Origin of the sequence: Streptomyces sp. NPDC048338, from assembly GCF_043201055.1 — a bacterium.
Lineage (GTDB): Bacteria > Actinomycetota > Actinomycetes > Streptomycetales > Streptomycetaceae > Streptomyces.
The window spans coordinates 1-18,588 of sequence record NZ_JBICYQ010000019.1 but is presented as its reverse complement, the minus strand read 5'-3'; the positions used below and the strand labels follow the sequence as shown (position 1 = coordinate 18,588).

Below are 18,588 nucleotides of genomic sequence, written 5' to 3'. Positions count from 1 at the left end.
TCCGCGGCGGCCCCGGCCCCCCGAGACGCCCGGCCCCGTCCGCCGCGGTCAGCCCCGCGGCAGGAGCGCGGCCAGCCCGTCCAGGACCCGCGCGAGGCCGAAGGCGTAGGCGTGGTCGGGGCTGTAGAGCCCGCCGTAGGCCACCGCCGACGCCTCGCCCACCCGCGCCGCGAGCGGGAAGCGGCTCTCGTCGAACACCCGGTTCAGCAGCGGCTCGTGGGCCGCCCACCACTCCCCGTCGGACAGGGCGCTCTCCCGGTCCACGGCCCGCGCGTCCAGCTCCGTCCGGGCGGCGACCAGGACGAACCCGAGCAGGTGCGTGAGCGCCGAGTCGATCGTCACGTCGTCGAGCCCGAGGCCCTCCAGGGCAGCCAGCTCGTGCTCGTACTTGCTCATCACGCCCGGCCCGAGCGGCGGCCGGTGGACGCGCAGTTCCACCACCCAGGGGTGGCGCAGGTACAGCGCCCGGTTCTCGTCGGCGACCGCCGTCACCCGGGCCCGCCACGGCTCGCCGTCCGCGAAGCCGGCGCGCGGCATCCGCAGGAAGACGGTGTCCAGCATCAGGTCGAGCAGCTCGGCCTTGCCGGGGACATAGGTGTAGAGGGTCATCGGGGTGACGCCGAGGCGCTGGGCCACCGCGCGCATGGTGAGCGCGTCGGGACCGCCCTCGTCGGCGAGTGCGATCGCCGCGTCGACGACGGCGTCCACGGTGAGCCCCTGGCGCGGGCCGCGCCGGCCCGTCGGGGGCGTGCCGCCCTCGCGCCAGAGCAGTTCGAGGGTACGCGCCGGATCACCGGCGCCGCTGCTGTTCTTCTCCCGGCCCATGGCACCCATCCTCGCAGTTCAGGGCCCTGCCACTGAAAACATCCATGCACTGTCTACGCTGTATAGAGTACCGTGTACGGAGAATCGGGACCACCATCGGAGGGCGCACGAATGAACACCCCCGCAGCGGACAGCCACCACGTCATCCAGGTCCGCGGAGCCCGGGAGAACAACCTCAAGAACGTCTCCGTCGACCTCCCCAAGCGCCGCCTCACCGTCTTCACCGGCGTCTCGGGATCGGGGAAGTCCTCGCTCGTCTTCGGCACCATCGCCGCCGAGTCGCAGCGCCTGATCAACGAGACGTACAGCGCCTTCCTGCAGTCCTTCATGACGGCGCAGGGCCGGCCGGACGTGGACGGGCTCCACAACCTCAGCGCCGCGATCGTCGTCGACCAGGAGCGGATGGGCGCCAACTCCCGCTCCACGGTGGGCACCGCGACCGACGCGTACACGATGCTGCGGATCGTCTTCAGCCGCCTCGGCACCCCGCACATCGGCACCTCCGGCGCCTTCAGCTTCAACCTCCCCGAGGGCATGTGCCCGCGTTGCGAGGGCGTCGGCGAGGTCTCCGAGATCGACGTCGACGAGCTCGTCGACCGGACGAAGTCCCTCGACGAGGGCGCGATCACCGTGCCGGGGTACGCCGTCGACTCCTGGATGTGGCAGGTCATGGCCCAGTCCGGCTTCTACGACCCGGCCAAGAAGCTGGCGGACTTCACCGAGCAGGAGTGGGAGGACTTCCTCCACCGGCCGTCGTGCAAGGTGAAGGTCGGCACCACCAACCTCACCTACGAGGGCCTGGTGGTGAAGGTCCAGCGGACGATCCTCGCCAAGGACCGGGACGCCATGCAGGCGCACATCCGCGCCTTCGTCGACCGGGCCGTCGTCTTCCGCAGCTGCCCCGAGTGCGAGGGCACCCGCCTCACCCGGGCCGCGCTCTCCTGCCGGATCGACGGGGTGAACATCGCGGAGTGCTCGGCGATGCAGATCAGCGACCTGGCGGCGTTCCTGCGCCGGGTCGAGGACCCGTCCGTGGCCCCGCTCCTCGCCGGCCTGCGCGAACTGCTCGACTCGCTCGTCGAGATCGGGCTGGGCTACCTGAGCCTGGACCGCCCCTCCGGGACGCTGTCGGGCGGGGAGGCCCAGCGGGTCAAGATGGTCCGCCACCTCGGCTCCTCGCTCACCGACGTCACGTACGTCTTCGACGAGCCGACCACCGGTCTGCACCCGCACGACATCCAGCGGATGAACGACCTGCTGCTGCGACTCCGCGACAAGGGCAACACCGTCCTCGTCGTCGAGCACAAGCCGGAGGTCGTGGAGATCGCCGACCACGTGGTGGACCTCGGCCCACGGGCCGGCTCCGCCGGCGGCGAGATCTGCTACAGCGGCGACGTGCCGGGCCTGCGGGCCTCCGGGACCCTCACCGGCGACCACCTGGCACACCGGGCGAAGCTCCGCCCCGAGGTCCGCACCCCCACCGGCTCGCTCTCCGTCAAGGACGCGGACACGCACAACCTCCACAACGTCAGCGTCGAGATCCCGACCGGCGTCCTGACCGTCGTCACCGGCGTGGCCGGCTCCGGCAAGTCCTCGCTGATCCACGGGAGCCTGCCGGGCCGGGAGGGCGTCGTCGTCGCCGACCAGTCGCCGATCCGCGGCTCGCGGCGCTCCAACCCGGCGACGTACACGGGACTGCTGAACCCGATCCGCACCGCCTTCGCCAAAGCCAACGGGGTCAAGGCCGCGCTCTTCAGCGCCAACTCCGAGGGAGCCTGCCCGCACTGCAACGGCCTGGGGCTCGTCTACACCGACCTGGCGATGATGGCCGGTGTCGCGTCGGTGTGCGAGAAGTGCGAGGGCAGGCGCTTCACCGCCGAGGTCCTCGCCTACACCCTGGACGGCAGGAACATCCACGAGGTCCTGTCGATGTCGGTCGAGGAGGCGTACGACTTCTTCACGGCGAAGGGACAGGCCCGCACGATCCTGGGCCGCCTCAAGGACGTCGGGCTCGGCTACCTCCGGCTCGGGCAGCCGCTCAACACCCTCTCGGGCGGCGAGCGCCAGCGTCTGAAGCTCGCCATCCACATGGCGGAGAAGGGCGCGACCTACGTCCTCGACGAACCCACGACGGGCCTGCACCTCGCCGACGTCGACCAGCTGCTCGCCCTGCTCGACCGCCTCGTGGACGACGGCAACACGGTCGTCGTGATCGAGCACCACCAGGCGGTCATGGCCCACGCCGACTGGCTGATCGACCTGGGCCCGGGCGCGGGCCACGACGGCGGGCGGATCGTCTTCGAGGGCACGCCGACGGAGCTGGTCGAGCGGGGCGACACCCTGACGGCGCGCCACCTGCGGGAGTACGTGAGCTGAGCCCCCCGCGCCGCGCCCGCCCCACCGGAACCCGGGGCGGGCACGGCCGCACGGAGCCGGGCGCTCCGCCACTCGCGCCGCGCGCCCAGCCTGCGCAGATCGATCGTGAAGGTTCCGCTTACCGGATCCATGCAGAGACATCGACTGGACCTGACGCCCGCACGGTCGGACGATCTCCCCATGACGACCTTCCTCATCCTGCACGGCTTCCAGAACCACCGGCCCGAGGGCCATTGGCAGCACTGGCTCGCCGGCCGGCTCGCCGAGCGCGGCCACGAGGTCCGCTACCCCCAGCTCCCCGAGCCGGACGCGCCGGTCCTCGACGACTGGCTGACCGCGCTGGCCGAGCGGCTCCACCGCCCGGCCGGCGGGGGCGAGTTCGTCGTCCTCGCCCACAGCCTCTCCGTGCTGCTCTGGCTGCACGCCGCCGCCCGCACCCCCGACGCGCTCGACGTCGACCGGGTCCTGCTGGTCGCGCCGCCGTCGCCCGCGGTCACCGCGTCCATCCCCGAGATCGCCGGCTTCGCGGAGGGGCTGGACCTCGACGCCGTACGGCTGAAGGCCCCGACCCGGCTCGTGTACGGCGCCGGCGACCCGTACTGCCCCGAGGGCGCGACGGTGCACTACGGCGACCCGCTCGCGCTCGACCGGGACCTCGTCGTGCCCGGCGGCCACCTGGACATGCCCGCGGGGTACGGCCCCTGGCCCGCGGTCCTGGAGTGGTGCGAGGACCCCGCGGTGCGGCTGACCGCCCGGTAGCCGACGTCGGGCACCCGCCGGGGAGGACGGGACAGCCCCTCGGGACAGCCCTTAGGGTCGACGGAATGTTCCCGGATCTCGAACCGTACGAGCAGGGCCACCTCGACGTGGGCGACGGCAACCTCGTCCACTGGCAGGCCGCCGGCAGCCCGGCGGGGAAGCCCGCCCTCGTCGTCCACGGTGGCCCCGGTTCCGGCTCGTCGCCGTCCGCCCGCCGCCTGTTCGACCCGGAGAAGTACCGGATCGTGCAGTTCGACCAGCGCGGCTGCGGCCGGTCGCTGCCGCACGCGAGCGACCCGGCCGCCGACCTGTCCGTGAACACCACCGGGCACCTGGTCGCGGACATGGAGCGGCTGCGCGAGCACCTCGGCGTGGACCGGTGGCTGCTGTACGGCGGCTCCTGGGGCGCGACGCTGATCCTCGCGTACGCGCAGGCGCATCCCTCCCGGGTCTCCCAGATCGTCCTCGCGAGCGTGACGACCACGCGCCGCTCCGAGATCGCGTGGCTGTACGAGGGCGCCGCCCGCTTCTTCCCCGAGGCGCACGAGCGCTTCCGCGCGGGCGCGGGCCCGGACCTCACGGGCGGGTCGGGCCGGGCCGGTGCCGCGGAGCTGGTGGCCGCCTACGCCCGCCTGATGACCGACCCGGACGCGTCCGTACGGGCGAAGGCGGCGGCCGACTGGTGCGCCTGGGAGGACGCGGTCGTGTCGGCGGAGGGCCGGGGCACCCCGTACACCGACCGGATCGACGACACGCGCCTCGGCTTCGTCCGGATCTGTTCGCACTACTTCGCGCACGGTGCCTGGCTGGAGGAGGGCGCCCTGCTCCGGGACGCGCACCGGCTCGCCGGGATCCCGGGCGTCCTGATCCACGGCCGGACGGACATGGCGGGCCCGCCGGACACGGCCTGGGAGCTCGCCCGGGCCTGGCCGGACGCCGAGCTGTCGATGGTGGAGGACGCGGGCCATCTGGGCGGCGGAGACACCCGGGCCCGCGTCCTGGCGGCCCTGGAGCGCTTCGCGGACGGGTGACGGCGGCCCCGCAGCACGCGCGCGGGGCGGCCGGGCGCGGGATCATCGAGAGATGACCGAGATCCATCTCGCGCAGCAGGCCGAGGCCGACGAGCTCCTGGGACGCAGTCCGCTGGCCGCACTGGTCGGCATGCTGCTCGACCAGCAGGTTCCCATGGAGTGGGCGTTCTCCGGGCCGTACACGATCGCGCAGCGGCTCGGAGAGGACGATCTCGACGCGCACCGGATCGCCGCGTACGATCCGGACGCCTTCGCCGCGCTGCTGTCCGACAAACCCGCGGTGCACCGCTACCCCGGCTCGATGGCGAAGCGGATCCAGCAGCTGTGCGCGTTCCTGGTGGAGGAGTACGACGGCCGGGCCGAGGCCGTCTGGGCGGACGCCGCCGACGGGGCGGAGCTGCTCGGCCGGCTGCTCGCCCTGCCCGGCTTCGGCAGGCAGAAGGCGCAGATCTTCCTGGCCCTGCTCGGCAAGCAGTACGGCGTGCGGCCGCGCGGCTGGCGCGAGGCGGCCGGCGCCTACGGCGAGTCCGGCGCGTACCGGTCGGCCGCCGACATCACCGGGCCCGAGTCCCTCGCGAAGGTCCGCGCGTTCAAGCAGGAGGCCAAGCGTGCCGCAAAAACCGCCAAATCTTCCGGGAATTGATCCTTCCGCATGTCAATCCTGCTAAATGTGACATGAATTGTGGCGGATCTGTTCACAGGAACCCCGGAGATCGCTAACTTCCCTTCAACCTCGTTCCACCCGGGAAGGACCTCTGTGAACGCATCCCATCGCAGAGCCGCGGCCATTCTGGCCGCAGCCGCACTCGCGACCCCGCTCATGCTGGCCGCCGCTTCCCCCGCCACGGCCAAGGCGGACCCCGCCGCCGCCCCGGCCAAGGACGCCGCGCAGCTGGCCAAGAAGCTGGTCCGCGAGACGTCCGCGAAGGACGCCTACAAGCACCTCCAGAAGTTCCAGGCGATAGCCGACTCGGCCGGCGGCCACCGCGCGGCCGGATCGCTCGGCCACGACGCCTCCGCCGCGTACGTGTACCAGCTGCTCAAGAAGGCCGGCTACAACGTCGAGTACCAGAAGTTCGACTTCATCTACACCGAGACGCAGGCCGAGAAGCTCTCGGTCGTCTCGCCCACGCCGCGCGCCGTCGAGATCAAGGCGATGACGTACACCAAGTCGACTCCGGTCGGCGGCATCAAGGCCGACCTCGCGGCCGTGCCGGTGGACGCGGACGGCACGACCGGCTGTGAGCCGGGCGACTTCGCCGCGGGCGCCTTCACCGGCAAGATCGCGCTGATCAAGCGCGGCGGCTGCACCTTCGCCGCCAAGCAGGAGAACGCCGCCGCGGCGGGCGCCGCGGGCGCGATCATCTACAACAACACCGACGGCGTGCTCTCCGGCACGCTCGGCGACCCCGCGGCCGGGAAGCTCCCGACCGGTGGTCTCACCCAGGCCGAGGGCGAGAAGCTCGCCGCCGACCTGGCCAAGGGCCCGGTGAACGTCTCCTTCGAGATCCGTCAGCTCCAGGAGAAGCGTTCCACCAACAACGTCATCGCCGAGACCAAGGGCGGCAACGCGGCCAACACCGTGATGCTCGGCTCGCACCTCGACTCCGTGACGGCCGGCCCCGGCATCAACGACAACGGCTCGGGCTCGGCCGGTCTGCTCCAGACCGCGCTGGAGCTCGCCGAGTCGAAGGCGAAGGTCCGCAACAAGGTCCGCTTCGCCTGGTGGTCGGCCGAGGAGAACGGTCTGCTCGGCTCCGAGCACTACGTGGCGAACATGAGCGAGCTCGACAAGAAGGAAGTCAAGCTCTACCTCAACTTCGACATGATCGCCTCGCCGAACTACGGCCTCTTCGTCTACGACGGCGACGACTCGGACGCGACCGGCGCCGGCGCGGGCCCGGCGGGCTCCGCCCAACTCGAGCGCGACATCACCGACTTCATGGACAAGCAGGGCCGTCCGCACGAGGGGACCGACTTCACGGGCCGCTCGGACTACGGCCCGTTCATCGAGGTCGGCATCCCGTCGGGCGGCACCTTCACCGGCGCCGAGGGCATCAAGACCCCGGCCCAGGCCGCGAAGTTCGGCGGCACGGCGGGCATCGCCTACGACGTGAACTACCACGCCGCCGGCGACAACCTGTCGAACATCAACATGACGGCCTTCGACGTCAACATCGACGTCATCGCCAACGCCGTGGGCACCTACGCCCACGACATCAGCTCCCTGCGCAAGCCGGTCGTCTCCACCCCGACCGACGGCGACGCGGGCAGCGGCGGCGGCCTGCACGACGACCACCACGAGGTCACCGAGTAAGGCGGCGGGCCACCCGACGCACCGCGGGCCCCGGGGGACGACCCCGGGGCCCGCACCCTTGCCGGGCCGCGGTTCCACCGGGGCCCGGCACGCCGCCGGCCTACCGCCGCCGGCGTGCCGTGCCGAAGATCGACCGGCTGATCTCCCGGCCCAGCTGGGTGCCGATCGACCGCGCCAGCGACGAGAACAGTCCGCTGCCCGCCACCTGCTCCGCGAGCGACTCGTCCCGCTTCGGCGGAGCCGACTTCGCCGCCCTGGCCGCCTCCTTGGCCGTCTGCGCCTCCTCGGCCGCCTTCAGCGCCGCGGCCTCCGCCGCCGCCTGCTCGGCCGTCAGCCGCTCGTACGCCGACTCCCGGTCCACCGCCTGCGCGTACCGCCCGTACAACGACGAACCCTTCACCGCCGCGTCCAACGCGGCAGCGTCGACGGGACCCATCAGGGACTCCGGGGCCCGCAGCCGGGTCGCCGCGACCGGCGTCGGCGCGCCCGTCTCGCTCAGCACGGTGATCACCGCTTCACCCGTCCCCAGACCCGTCAGGACCTCCTCCAGGTCGTACGCCGAGTTCGGGAACGTCCGCACCGTCGCCTTCAGCGCCTTCGCGTCGTCCGGCGTGAACGCGCGCAGCGCGTGCTGCACCCGGTTGCCCAGCTGCCCCAGCACGTCCGCCGGCACGTCCTTGGGCGTCTGGGTCACGAAGAACACCCCGACGCCCTTGGACCGGATCAGCCGCACCGTCTGCGTGATCGACTCCAGGAACGACTTCGACGCCCCGCTGAAGAGCAGGTGCGCCTCGTCGAAGAAGAAGACCAGCTTCGGCTTCTCCAGGTCGCCGACCTCCGGCAGCTCCTCGAAGAGGTCCGCCAGCATCCACATCAGGAAGGTCGAGAAGAGCTGCGGCTTGTCCCGGACGGCCGCCAGTTCCAGGATCGACACCGTCCCGCGCCCGTCCGCGGCCGTCCGCAGGAATTCCGACGTGTCGAACTCCGGCTCGCCGAAGAAGCCGCCCGCGCCCTGCTGCTCGAAGGCCGTGATCGCCCGCAGGATCACCCCGGCGGTGGCCGTCGACAGCCCGCCGATCCCCTTGAGCTCCGCCTTCCCGGTGTCCGACACCAGGAAGGCCACCACCGCCCGCAGGTCCTTCAGATCGACGAGCTCCAGGCCCTTGGCGTCGGCGTAGTGGAAGATCAGGCCGAGCGACTGCTCCTGCGTCTGGTTGAGCTGGAGCACCTTCGACAGCAGGACGGGCCCGAAACTGGTGACCGTGGCCCGCACCGGGATGCCGGGGCCTTCGCCGCCGAGCCCGTAGAACTCGCACGGGAAGCCCCTGGCGGCCCATTCCTGCCCCACCTGCCCCGCCCGTTCGCGGACCTTCCCGCCGTCGGCACCCGGCGCCGACACACCCGAGACGTCCCCCTTGATGTCGGCGAGGAAGACCGGAACGCCGTGCGCCGACAACTGCTCGGCGACGAGCTGCAGCGTCTTCGTCTTCCCGGTGCCGGTGGCCCCGGCGACCAGACCGTGGCGGTTGAGCATCCCCAGCGGGATGCGGATCTGCGCCTGCGGGTGACACGTCCCGTCCCACAGCAGCGCCCCCAGATCGAGTGCCGCACCGGTGAACGCGTACCCGGCGGCGATCTCGGCGGCGGGCCCCTCCAGGGGGCCGCCCACGGTGGCCGGCGGCTGGTCGCTCACGCTCATGACGGGACCCCGATTTCGGTTTTGGGACGATTTGCCCCAGCATCCCACTGCGCCTGCCTGGCTGCGCCGGGAGCCGCTTGCCCGGTAGGCTCTCCGTGTGATCTTCAAGCGCATCGGAAACGGCCGGCCGTATCCCGACCACGGCCGGGAAAGCACCCGGCAGTGGGCGGACGTCGCGCCGCGCCCGGTCCGCCTCGATCAGCTGGTGACCACCAAGGGCCAGCTGGACCTGGAGACGCTGCTCGCCGAGGACTCGACCTTCTACGGCGACCTCTTCGCGCACGTCGTGAAGTGGCGCGGCGACCTCTACCTCGAGGACGGACTGCACCGCGCCGTCCGCGCGGCCCTCCAGCAGCGGCAGGTCCTGCACGCCCGCGTGCTGGAGATGGACTAGCCCCTCCCGGGCGGTCTCCCCGGGCCCGCGACGACGGCCGCGGCACCGCGCGCCGACCTGCCGTTCTGACCCTTTCGGGGGCTCTCCCGGTCCATCCGGACGCGATCACATGATCGTCAAGTATCCAACGTCGACCGGCGGCATTACCCTGCGTTCATGAGCATGCTCACTCCCCCCGGCATGGGCGGAAAGTACCGCATCACGGGTGACAAGTACCCGCGCATGCGCCGCCCCCGGCGTCGGCGCAGGATCGTCCTCGCAGCGGCGGCCGCCGTGGTCGCGCTCGGCGCGGCCGGCTGGGGGACGCTGCAGCTCGTCGACGTCTTCTCCGGCGGCGACGGCAAGAAGACCACGGCGGGCAAGGGCCCCGACTGCAAGCCCGTCGTCAGGGCCTCCACGGCCCCCGCGCCCGCCGCCCTGCCCAAGCCCGCGCAGATCACGGTGAACGTCTACAACGCGACGCCGCGCGGCGGCCTCGCGAAGTCGACGGCCGACGAGCTCAAGAAACGCGGCTTCGTCATCGGCAAGGTCGGCAACGCCCCCGTCGCCTACGACAAGAAGGTCCCCGGCGCCGGCATCCTGCTGGCCGCCCCCGGGGCCACCAAGGGCGCGTTCTCGGTCCTGGGCACCCAGTTGAAGGGCGCCACGACCAAGACCGACACCCGGGCCACGGCGGACGTCGACCTGATCCTGGGCACCGCCTTCAAGACGCTGGACCCGAAGACGACGGCGGACGCGGCCCTGGTCGCCCTGAGCAACCCGAAGCCCGCGCCCGCGCCGTCCTGCTGACGACCACCCGCCGCGGGAGCGCCGTACGCGCTCCCGCGCACGGAACAGGCCGCCCGGTCGACGACCGGGCGGCCTGTTCCGACTGTCCTCGTGTCCGGCCGTCCGCCGGACAGGGCCTGGCAGGACCTAGTCGACGGTGCCGTACATGCGGTCGCCCGCGTCGCCCAGGCCCGGGACGATGTAGCCGTGCTCGTTGAGACGCTCGTCGACCGAGGCGGTCACGACGGTCACCGGGGTGCCCGCCAGCTCGCGCTCCATGACCTCGACGCCCTCCGGGGCGGCGAGCAGCACGACCGCGGTGACGTCGTCCGCACCGCGCTTGATCAGCTCCTGGATGGCCGCGACGAGCGTGCCGCCGGTCGCCAGCATCGGGTCCAGGACGTACACCTGGCGGCCCGAGAGGTCCTCCGGCATCCGCGTCGCGTAGGTCGACGCCTCCAGCGTCTCCTCGTTGCGGATCATGCCCAGGAAGCCGACCTCGGCGGTCGGGAGCAGCCGCACCATGCCGTCGAGCATGCCCAGGCCGGCACGCAGGATCGGGACCACCAGCGGACGCGGGTACGACAGCTTCACGCCGGTCGTGGGCGTGACGGGGGTCTCGATGTCGACCTGCTCGGTCCGCACGTCCCTGGTGGCCTCGTAGGCGAGCAGGGTGACCAGTTCGTCGGCGAGCCGGCGGAAGGTCGGGGAGTCGGTGCGCTTGTCGCGCAGAGTCGTGAGCTTGTGGGCGACCAGCGGGTGATCGACGACGTGGAGACGCATGCCCCCACACTAGCCCGCACTGGCATCAACCCACGTGCTGGAGGGAAGGTGGGGGCTACAGGGACCCATGGTGTGGGGTGGTGGTGCCGATGCCCAGGGCGAAGGAGCCCGCTGAGACCGCCGCGGACGGCGGCGGCGAGCGGCCGGAGACGGACGCGGAGCGCCGGCGGCGGCGCGCCCAGTTCCTCCGCGAGCTCCACGAGGCGAAGGCCCTGCGCGATCGCGTCCAGCCGCGCCGCGCGCGGGCGGCCCGGATGCGCCAGGCCATGCGGATGAGAACCTTCCGCTGGTGACGGCGGCACGGGGCCGATCCGCCCGGCGCCCGCGCCCGTGCGGTCCGCCCACCGTTTGCGCCCCCTTCACGCCCCGGCCGTGCGCCGGTCGGACGGGGCGGCCGGCCCGCCGCCCGGCCCGCGTCCCGATCAGACTGATGCACGACGCAACAGCCGAAGACCTCTCCTCTGGCCGCTGTTTCTGCCACGATGCCGATTGGGCGGGGCACCAGGAGCGCACCGCCGGATCGTCACACCTCTGATCAGTGGGAGAGTCACGGTGTACTTCGCCGCACTGCTCGCGCGCACCGAAGACGGGTGGGAAGCGAGCGACACAGAGCTCGACGACGTGGAGACCCTGTCGGATCTGACCGACCTGGCCCGCGAGGCCGGGGCCGACGACGACACGGTGATCGTCTTCATCGAACAGGAGGACGCCTGGTTCGGCATCCTCCGGATCGAGGGCGAGGAGGACCCTCGCATCTACGTGTCGGACGGGGCGGCCGCCGCCCGCTCCTCGTACGGGGAGATCCTCACCCGGGAACTGCTCGGCGACGACGGGGACGACGACGCCGACGAACTGGACGCGCTGGACCTCGACGGCACCGAGGACGGGGAGCCCGCGCACCACGAGGACGACGACGAGGAGGAGACGGGCGCGGCCGCCGACGCCGTGCCGGCCGCCCCGGTCGGCGACCGGCTGATCCTGGCCGACCTCGGCCTGTCCGAGGCGGACCTGCTGGCGCTCGACTCCGACGTGCTGGCCGAGATCGCGGACGCGCTGGGCGCCGCGGAGGTGCTGGAGACCGTTCGCTAGTGACAGAGGCAGGACAGACGGCACCCGACCCCGCACCGGGTTCGGGTGCCGGTCACCGTGCGGCGCGGAATCCGGACGGAACGGCCGGCGCGGGCGCCGCCATGTCGCCGGCCACCGTGCCCGACCCCGTACGCGACCCGTGGCGGGACACCATGCGGCGGGCGCTCGCCGAGGCGGACCTGGCCGCGCTGGCCGGTGACGTACCGGTCGGCGCCGTCGTGCTGGCCCCGGACGGCACCGTCCTCGCCACCGGGCACAACGAACGCGAGGCGACCGGCGATCCGACCGCCCACGCCGAGGTCCTGGCGCTGCGCCGGGCCGCCGCGGAGACCGGGGAGTGGCGGCTGACCGGCTGCACGCTCGTCGTGACCCTGGAGCCCTGCGTGATGTGCGCCGGGGCACTCGTGCAGTCCCGGGTCGAACGGGTGGTCTTCGGCGCGCCGGACGAGAAGGCGGGCGCGGCCGGTTCCCTCTGGGACCTCGTGCGGGACCGCCGCCTCAACCACCGCCCCGAGGTGATCCAGGGCGTGCTCGAAGAGGCCTGCTCGGCCCAGCTCACGGCCTTCTTCCGGGACCGCTGAACCCCACCGCGACCTGCGCGGCGATACGGATTTCATCGCAGGGGCACCTTTGGGCTAAGCTCTCTCTCGGTAGCGTGTCCGAGCGGCCGAAGGAGCTCGCCTCGAAAGCGAGTGTGGCGCAAGTCACCGAGGGTTCAAATCCCTCCGCTACCGCTGGTAGATGAAGGGTCGGTCCCGAAAGGGACCGGCCCTTCATGGCGTTGCGTCTCCGTTTCCGTCGCAGTTGGCCTTCGCGGGCACTCCGGCGGCCGCAGTCGCCGAGAGTGACCTACAGCGGTACCGCACCCGCTTCGTCCCTCCTCAGGCTGACGAACCGCATCTGCTGTACGACGGCGACCCTGGCGCCGTGATCGCAGCCCTGGGCGCGGCGTGTGAGAGCGGCGGGTGGTCCATTCGTCGACCCTTGACGGCCTCGGCCTCCTGTCCCAGACCCGGGTGCACAGCAGGCGTCTCAGCTCTCGGCGGGGGCGGGTCTGCTTGCCGGGAATCGGATCGCCATCAACGGGGTTGGTGGGGGATGAGCCGTTATTGGAGGGCCATGCGAGCGATTCAGGTGTACGAAGTGGGCGGTCCCGAGGTGCTGCAGGAGGCCGAGGTGGACCAGCCGCGGCCGGGTCCGGGCGAGGCGGTCGTGGAGGTCGCCGCATCCGGGGTCAACTTCCTCGACGTCTACCACCGCGAAGGCCGGTACAGCCTCCCGCTGCCCTTCACCCCGGGCGCTGAGGGCGCCGGCACGGTCGTCGAAGTCGGACCCGGCGTCGCTGACGTCGCAGTCGGGGACCGGGTCGGTTGGGTGGAGATTCCCGGCACGTATGCCGAGCGGGCCGTCGTGGACTCCTCCCGGCTGGTGCCGCTGCCCGACGACATCGGCTTCGAGACGGCCGCCGCCGTACTCCTCCAAGGCATGACCGCGCACTATCTCGTCAAGGACGCCTACCCGGTTCAGGGGGGCGACACGGTGCTCGTGCATGCGGCTGCCGGTGGCATGGGGCTGCTTCTGACCCAGCTCATCACCCATCTCGGCGGCAGGGTGATCGGCACGACGTCGACCACGGCGAAGGCCGAGCTGGCGAAGCGTGCCGGGGCCGCTGAGGTGATCCTTTCCTCCGCAGTCGACGATCTCGCAGCCGAGGTGAGGCGGCTCAACGGCGGTCAGGGACTGCCGGTTGTCTTCGACGGCGTCGGCGCGCACACCTTCGATGCGAGCCTCGCCAGCCTGCGAACCCGCGGCCATCTCGTGCTCTTCGGCGCGGCAAGTGGTGCCGTGCCGCCGTTTGATCCGATTCGGCTCGCCCACGGCGGTTCGCTGACCCTGATCCGGCCCAGCCTCGGGGACTTCATCGCCGATCGGTCCGAACTGCTCCGACGGGCCGCCGATGTGTTCGAGTGGGTGCGCTCCAAGGCGCTTGAGGTCACCGTGACGGGCCGCTACGCATTGTCCGAGGCCGCCCAGGCCCACAGCGATCTGGAGGCTCGGCGCACCACCGGCAAGCTGCTCGTCGTACCCGATGCGGCCGCTACTGGACGCCGCGAGGAGGCGCAGAGCTGATCGCGGGTGACGAGGTCGGGCACCCAGCAGGCCAAGATCAAGTTCTGGCGGGTTTCTGGCGCATCCGAGTCACACCCCACCCGTCCACAGCCTCCCGGGACAGAACACCCGGGGGCCTCCGCACCTGACGTTCCGAAAGGTCAGACACGCAGGTGAGTGGGCGAGGTCTCGTCTCAGTCTCCGTCTCGTTCATCCTCGTTCGGAGCAATCCGGATCGGTTCACCCGGGGAGCGGGATGGCGGGAACGAACGAGGCTGAACGCCGCTGAATGACCACCTGACCAGCACGAACAGACCTCGAAAGCGAGTGTGGCGCAAGTCGCCGAGGGTGCATCCCTCCGCTACCGCTTCGATCGAAGGGCCCGGTACATCGCACCGGGCCCTTCGGCGTGCACGGGGCCCTCAGGACACCCGGGGACCGACGACGGGACAGGGGACGTACGGGCAGCCGAAAGGGCCCCGGCCGCGCACGTGTGGCGCGGCCGGGGCCCTTCCCGTCGGACGGGGGAGCGGCATCGGGGGGACAAGCCGCTCCCCCGATGAGAACCGGTCCTGCAAGTCCTCGCCGCGTTCAGGGGGAAGCTCGCGGCGCGGACCCCGCAGTGAGGGCCGGTTCCTCGCCCCGCGGACTCCTGCCAGATCCGCCGGGCTCACCGTCCATCCTGCTGCGCCGGACCCCGCCCCGGGCGCGGCAAAGGACCTCGGTGGCCGGGCCCTTGGTCCATAAAGACCCGGTGAGGAGCCTCGGCTAGACTCACGCGCGCTCAGGGGAGACGGACAGGGGAGGGCGCGACACATGGCGCAGGCGAAGAAGATCGCGCTCTATGCGGTCGTGGTCTTTGTGCTGTACACGATCATCAATTCCCCCAGCCGGGCGGCCGATCTCGTCCAGGTAGGGTTCGAGGGCATATCCAGCGCCGCGCAGGGTGTCGGCGAGTTCATGACCGAGCTCATCAACTAGGAGTCCCCCGTGATCCGCCATCTGGTCCTCTTCAAGCTCAACGAGGGCGTACAGCGCGACGAGCCGCGCGTGGTCGCCGGGGTCGAGGCCTTCCGGGCACTGGGCGGGACCATCCCGGAGCTGACGTTCTGGGAGTGCGACTGGAACATCACGGACCGGCCGATCGCGTACGACTTCGCCATCAACTCGGCGGTCGAGGACACCGATGCGCTGCAGCGCTACCTGGATCACCCCGCGCACCAGGCGGGCGTCGCCCAGTGGCGCGAGTTCGCCACGTGGGTGATCGCGGACTACGAGTTCTGACCCGTCCGAGCCTCTTCTTCCGGGCCCCTCGCCGTTCTCGGCGGGGGGCCTGCGGGTTTCTGACCTCCCCTTTCCATGCCCTTATGCCCCCAACACGTGCTTATGCGGTGCTTGCACACAGTGGACATGTCTTGTGATGCTATGACCGCTTTTGACGGATGAGTTGACCGTAGTTGACCAGCTAGACCAGCCAGAGGGGTGGGCGTGAACGTGCCGGCCAGTGCAGCGCCTCAGGTCCCGCCCCAGAACGAGGCCGGCGGCCCGGACACCCCGCGCCCCCGACCGCAGAGCAGCCGCGGCGCGGACACCCGCGCACTGACCCAGGTGCTCTTCGGACAGCTCAAGAACCTCGAACCGGGCACCCCGGAGCACGACCGGGTGCGCGGGGCCCTGATCGAGGCCAACCTGCCGCTCGTGCGGTACGCGGCGGCCCGCTTCCGCTCCCGCAACGAGCCCATGGAGGACGTCGTCCAGGTCGGCACCATCGGCCTCATCAACGCCATCGACCGCTTCGACCCGGACCGCGGCGTCCAGTTCCCGACCTTCGCGATGCCCACGGTCGTCGGCGAGATCAAGCGCTACTTCCGCGACAACGTACGGACCGTGCACGTACCGCGCCGGCTCCACGAGCTCTGGGTCCAGGTCAACGGCGCCACGGAGGACCTGACGACCGCTCACGGCCGTTCCCCCACCACCGCCGAGATCGCCGAGCGGCTGCGCATCGGCGAGGACGAGGTCCTGGCCTGCATCGAGGCCGGCCGGTCGTACCACGCAACCTCCCTGGAGGCGGCCCAGGAGGGCGACGGCCTGCCCGGACTGCTCGACCGGCTCGGCTACGAGGACCCGGCCCTCGCCGGCGTCGAACACCGCGACCTCGTACGGCACCTGCTCGTCCAGCTGCCCGAGCGCGAGCAACGGATCCTGATGCTCCGCTACTACAGCAACCTGACCCAGTCACAGATCAGTCAGGAACTCGGAGTCTCGCAGATGCACGTGTCAAGGCTCCTCGCCCGGAGCTTCGCACGTCTGAGATCCGCAAACAGGATCGAAGCGTAGCTGGAACGGGTAGACCGGTTCGGAGCAGTTCTGCGGCGCCCCAAATGCCGTACACCCCTTGTTTCCTGCGGATTTCCCCCCTTACCTTGTCGACAAGTCACTACAGCGTGTTGCCGACATGTGACATTCTGCTGGAACCGCGTTTGCCGCAGCCCCGCCTCCGGTATTCAGGTGGAGGCTGCGTTCCTCCGATGGTCGTGGCCGCCGCGACCGTCCGCGACCTCAAGGGGGTGGCATGTCCGCAGAACAGGGCAGCTCGAAGGTGCTCACGCTCACGCCCGTGCTCGCGCACACGCCGGTACAGGCCCACGTGCCGGCGCAGCAGCAGGTGCCGGCCCCCGCGCCCGCACCGGACACCGAGCCCGCCGCGCCGCTTGTCGTCTCGCCGGAAGCCATCGACACCCGCACCCTCTCCCGCTCCCTGTTCCTCCGGCTCCGCGCCCTGGACACCGAAGGCGCCGCCGCGGACAGCCCCGAGCGGACCTACGTACGCGACACCCTGATCCAGCTCAACCTGCCTCTCGTGCGGTACGCGGCGGCCCGCTTCCGCTCCCGCAACGAGCCCATGGAGGACATCGTCCAGGTCGGCACCATCGGCCTGATCAAGGCGATCGACCGCTTCGACTGCGAACGCGGCGTGGAGTTCCCGACGTTCGCGATGCCCACGGTCGTCGGCGAGATCAAGCGCTTCTTCCGCGACACCTCGTGGTCGGTGCGGGTGCCGCGCCGCCTCCAGGAGCTGCGACTCGCGCTCACCAAGGCCAGCGACGAGCTCGCGCAGAAGCTGGACCGGTCGCCGACCGTCCCCGAACTCGCCGCCGTACTCGGGGTGTCGGAGGAGGACGTCGTCGACGGCCTCGCCGTCGGCAACGCCTACACCGCCTCCTCGCTGGACTCGCCCTCGCCCGAGGACGACGGCGGCGAGGGATCGCTCGCGGACCGTCTCGGGTACGAGGACACGGCACTGGAGGGCGTCGAGTACCGCGAGTCACTGAAGCCGCTGCTCGCCAAACTCCCGCCCAGGGAACGGCAGATCATCATGCTGCGGTTCTTCGCCAACATGACCCAGTCCCAGATCGGCGAGGAGGTCGGCATCTCCCAGATGCACGTCTCCCGCCTGCTGACGCGGACACTGGCACAGCTCCGACAGGGCCTGATCGCGGACTGAACCTCCGCACACGGGTTCCTTGCTGACGGATCGTCAGCCAAACTGGCGCCATGCGGCGACAGAAGTCACTCCTGACGGTGGTCGCGCTCTGCCTCGGCGGAGCGCTGACCGCGTGCGGCGGAGGAGACGGCGAGGGGTACGCGGCCGTGGGCGCGGGCTCCTCGCCGAACGGCCCGGTGGCACCGTCCGGCACGGTCACGCTGATCCCGCTGGACGGCCCGTCGGACCCGAGGACGGCCTCCGGCACGCCGCCCCCGCGCCCCGGCACGTCCCCTCCGGGCACGACCCCGGCGGCGGACGCGGGCCCCGGATCCAGGCCCGACGGGTCCACGTCCCCCGGAGGCGGGAGTACGGGTACGAGCCCGGGCGCCGGAACCTCAGGGCCCGCCCCGGGGCGACCGGGCACCACCACGCCCGCCACGACCACCCCTCCGGCCCCCGGCACGACATCCCCGGCACCTCCGCCGGCGCCGGCCGCCCTGACGCTCTCCGCGCCCACGCTGGCGGACGGGGACGCGCGGTGGTGCGAGCGGGTCACGGTCGCCTTCCACAACACCGGCGGATCCCCGGCGACCTCGGGCACGGTCACGTTCGCCACGCACGTCATCGGCGCGCTCGGCGTCGACTGGGCGACCCTCACCTCCACCCAGCCCCTCCCGGCCCCGATCGCGGCGGGCACGACACGGACGCAGACGTACACGGTGTGCGTCGACTCCTGGCGGGTGCCGCTGGGCATGCACATCGACACGAAGAAGGTCACGGCGAGCTGGGGGTGAGGGGGGTCTTGGGGCTGGGCGGTCTTGCGAGTGCGGGTCTTGGCGCTTGGGGCCGGGCGGGTCCCCGTTGGCTTCTGGTGGTTGGCCGCCCTCTCTCCGAGTGTGGCAGCCGGGTCCGTGCCCTCAAGGGCGCTCCTCGTTCCTCGTCGCGTCG

At 71.5% G+C, this 18,588-nt stretch carries 19 protein-coding genes and 1 tRNA gene; 17 read left to right on the top strand and 3 right to left on the bottom strand.

Translation table 11 applies throughout. From position 1 onward, the window contains the following. Window positions 1–48: 48 nt before the first annotated feature. Window positions 49–825 carry a TetR/AcrR family transcriptional regulator gene (locus ACGFZF_RS34655; protein WP_393560857.1) on the bottom strand — a complete coding sequence of 259 codons (777 nt, stop codon included), beginning with the start codon at window positions 823–825 and terminating at the stop codon, window positions 49–51. A 111-nt stretch (window positions 826–936) separates the two neighbouring features. Here ACGFZF_RS34655 and ACGFZF_RS34650 point away from each other — a divergent pair, with 111 nt between their 5' ends. The 5 genes from ACGFZF_RS34650 to ACGFZF_RS34630 all read left to right on the top strand — a co-directional run bounded on the left by ACGFZF_RS34650 (window position 937) and on the right by ACGFZF_RS34630 (window position 7,308). Then, on the top strand, window positions 937–3,201 hold the full coding sequence (locus tag ACGFZF_RS34650) for an ATP-binding cassette domain-containing protein (RefSeq protein WP_393560855.1): 2,265 nt from the start codon (window positions 937–939) through the stop codon (window positions 3,199–3,201). A gap of 180 nt (window positions 3,202–3,381) precedes the next feature. Further along, window positions 3,382–3,960 carry an RBBP9/YdeN family alpha/beta hydrolase gene (locus ACGFZF_RS34645; RefSeq protein ID WP_393560853.1) on the top strand — a complete coding sequence of 193 codons (579 nt, stop codon included), beginning with the start codon at window positions 3,382–3,384 and terminating at the stop codon, window positions 3,958–3,960. A gap of 65 nt (window positions 3,961–4,025) precedes the next feature. Then, the gene (gene pip / locus ACGFZF_RS34640; protein ID WP_393560851.1) at window positions 4,026–4,991 is read left to right on the top strand and encodes a prolyl aminopeptidase; all 966 of its coding nucleotides are present in this window, start codon (window positions 4,026–4,028) and stop codon (window positions 4,989–4,991) included. 52 nt (window positions 4,992–5,043) lie between these two features. Then, window positions 5,044–5,634, top strand: coding sequence for an HhH-GPD-type base excision DNA repair protein (locus tag ACGFZF_RS34635; RefSeq protein ID WP_393560849.1), 591 nt, complete (start codon window positions 5,044–5,046; stop codon window positions 5,632–5,634). Window positions 5,635–5,748: 114 nt separating this feature from the next. Then, complete coding sequence (locus ACGFZF_RS34630; protein ID WP_393560847.1) at window positions 5,749–7,308, top strand: M28 family metallopeptidase; 1,560 nt, start codon at window positions 5,749–5,751, stop codon at window positions 7,306–7,308. Between the two features lie 100 nt (window positions 7,309–7,408). On the opposite strand, the gene ACGFZF_RS34625 is transcribed toward ACGFZF_RS34630, so the two are convergent. After that, window positions 7,409–9,007 carry a helicase HerA-like domain-containing protein gene (locus tag ACGFZF_RS34625; protein ID WP_393560845.1) on the bottom strand — a complete coding sequence of 533 codons (1,599 nt, stop codon included), beginning with the start codon at window positions 9,005–9,007 and terminating at the stop codon, window positions 7,409–7,411. Window positions 9,008–9,104: 97 nt separating this feature from the next. On the opposite strand from ACGFZF_RS34625, the gene ACGFZF_RS34620 reads away from it, so the two are divergent. Next, the gene (locus ACGFZF_RS34620; RefSeq protein ID WP_009067182.1) at window positions 9,105–9,401 is read left to right on the top strand and encodes a type II toxin-antitoxin system VapB family antitoxin; all 297 of its coding nucleotides are present in this window, start codon (window positions 9,105–9,107) and stop codon (window positions 9,399–9,401) included. Window positions 9,402–9,557: 156 nt separating this feature from the next. Beyond that, entirely contained in the window at window positions 9,558–10,190 is a 633-nt protein-coding gene (locus ACGFZF_RS34615) for a LytR C-terminal domain-containing protein (protein WP_393560842.1), read from the top strand. 126 nt (window positions 10,191–10,316) lie between these two features. Here ACGFZF_RS34615 and upp read toward each other — a convergent pair whose 3' ends face one another. Further along, on the bottom strand, window positions 10,317–10,952 hold the full coding sequence (gene upp, locus ACGFZF_RS34610) for a uracil phosphoribosyltransferase (protein WP_393560840.1): 636 nt from the start codon (window positions 10,950–10,952) through the stop codon (window positions 10,317–10,319). A gap of 89 nt (window positions 10,953–11,041) precedes the next feature. Between upp and ACGFZF_RS34605 the strand changes: the two genes are divergently transcribed. The 10 genes from ACGFZF_RS34605 (at window position 11,042) to ACGFZF_RS34560 (ending at window position 18,434) form a co-directional block, all read left to right on the top strand. After that, window positions 11,042–11,245 (top strand): hypothetical protein, encoded by a 204-nt coding sequence (locus ACGFZF_RS34605; RefSeq protein ID WP_356601222.1) that lies wholly within the window; start codon window positions 11,042–11,044, stop codon window positions 11,243–11,245. Between the two features lie 259 nt (window positions 11,246–11,504). After that, window positions 11,505–12,041 carry a hypothetical protein gene (locus ACGFZF_RS34600; RefSeq protein WP_393560838.1) on the top strand — a complete coding sequence of 179 codons (537 nt, stop codon included), beginning with the start codon at window positions 11,505–11,507 and terminating at the stop codon, window positions 12,039–12,041. Between the two features lie 101 nt (window positions 12,042–12,142). After that, the gene (gene tadA / locus ACGFZF_RS34595) at window positions 12,143–12,622 is read left to right on the top strand and encodes a tRNA adenosine(34) deaminase TadA (RefSeq protein ID WP_393561010.1); all 480 of its coding nucleotides are present in this window, start codon (window positions 12,143–12,145) and stop codon (window positions 12,620–12,622) included. Window positions 12,623–12,690: 68 nt separating this feature from the next. Further along, window positions 12,691–12,775 (top strand) — tRNA-Ser (locus ACGFZF_RS34590). 385 nt (window positions 12,776–13,160) lie between these two features. Next, window positions 13,161–14,171: a quinone oxidoreductase family protein gene (locus ACGFZF_RS34585; protein ID WP_393560836.1), complete on the top strand. Its 1,011-nt coding sequence runs from the start codon at window positions 13,161–13,163 to the stop codon at window positions 14,169–14,171. 795 nt (window positions 14,172–14,966) lie between these two features. Then, entirely contained in the window at window positions 14,967–15,131 is a 165-nt protein-coding gene (locus ACGFZF_RS34580; protein WP_187282703.1) for a hypothetical protein, read from the top strand. Between the two features lie 9 nt (window positions 15,132–15,140). After that, a complete protein-coding gene (locus ACGFZF_RS34575; protein WP_393560833.1) occupies window positions 15,141–15,434 on the top strand; it encodes a Dabb family protein in 294 nt (97 codons plus the stop codon). Window positions 15,435–15,644: 210 nt separating this feature from the next. Continuing rightward, entirely contained in the window at window positions 15,645–16,490 is an 846-nt protein-coding gene (locus ACGFZF_RS34570) for an RNA polymerase sigma factor SigF (RefSeq protein ID WP_356601225.1), read from the top strand. A 235-nt stretch (window positions 16,491–16,725) separates the two neighbouring features. Then, window positions 16,726–17,658, top strand: coding sequence for an RNA polymerase sigma factor SigF (locus tag ACGFZF_RS34565; RefSeq protein WP_356601226.1), 933 nt, complete (start codon window positions 16,726–16,728; stop codon window positions 17,656–17,658). A gap of 50 nt (window positions 17,659–17,708) precedes the next feature. Next, window positions 17,709–18,434 carry a hypothetical protein gene (locus ACGFZF_RS34560; protein ID WP_393560831.1) on the top strand — a complete coding sequence of 242 codons (726 nt, stop codon included), beginning with the start codon at window positions 17,709–17,711 and terminating at the stop codon, window positions 18,432–18,434. Window positions 18,435–18,588 lie beyond the last annotated feature (154 nt).

Coding starts and splice junctions, on each gene's coding strand:
- ACGFZF_RS34625 (WP_393560845.1), bottom strand. CDS start 9,007: ATGAGCGTGAGCGACCAGCCGCCGGCCACCGTGGGCGGCCCCCTGGAG.
- ACGFZF_RS34655 (WP_393560857.1), bottom strand. CDS start 825: ATGGGCCGGGAGAAGAACAGCAGCGGCGCCGGTGATCCGGCGCGTACC.
- ACGFZF_RS34645 (WP_393560853.1), top strand. CDS start 3,382: ATGACGACCTTCCTCATCCTGCACGGCTTCCAGAACCACCGGCCCGAG.
- ACGFZF_RS34615 (WP_393560842.1), top strand. CDS start 9,558: ATGAGCATGCTCACTCCCCCCGGCATGGGCGGAAAGTACCGCATCACG.
- ACGFZF_RS34580 (WP_187282703.1), top strand. CDS start 14,967: ATGGCGCAGGCGAAGAAGATCGCGCTCTATGCGGTCGTGGTCTTTGTG.
- upp (WP_393560840.1), bottom strand. CDS start 10,952: ATGCGTCTCCACGTCGTCGATCACCCGCTGGTCGCCCACAAGCTCACG.
- ACGFZF_RS34650 (WP_393560855.1), top strand. CDS start 937: ATGAACACCCCCGCAGCGGACAGCCACCACGTCATCCAGGTCCGCGGA.
- pip (WP_393560851.1), top strand. CDS start 4,026: ATGTTCCCGGATCTCGAACCGTACGAGCAGGGCCACCTCGACGTGGGC.
- ACGFZF_RS34585 (WP_393560836.1), top strand. CDS start 13,161: ATGCGAGCGATTCAGGTGTACGAAGTGGGCGGTCCCGAGGTGCTGCAG.
- ACGFZF_RS34635 (WP_393560849.1), top strand. CDS start 5,044: ATGACCGAGATCCATCTCGCGCAGCAGGCCGAGGCCGACGAGCTCCTG.
- tadA (WP_393561010.1), top strand. CDS start 12,143: ATGTCGCCGGCCACCGTGCCCGACCCCGTACGCGACCCGTGGCGGGAC.
- ACGFZF_RS34560 (WP_393560831.1), top strand. CDS start 17,709: ATGCGGCGACAGAAGTCACTCCTGACGGTGGTCGCGCTCTGCCTCGGC.
- ACGFZF_RS34565 (WP_356601226.1), top strand. CDS start 16,726: ATGTCCGCAGAACAGGGCAGCTCGAAGGTGCTCACGCTCACGCCCGTG.
- ACGFZF_RS34605 (WP_356601222.1), top strand. CDS start 11,042: ATGCCCAGGGCGAAGGAGCCCGCTGAGACCGCCGCGGACGGCGGCGGC.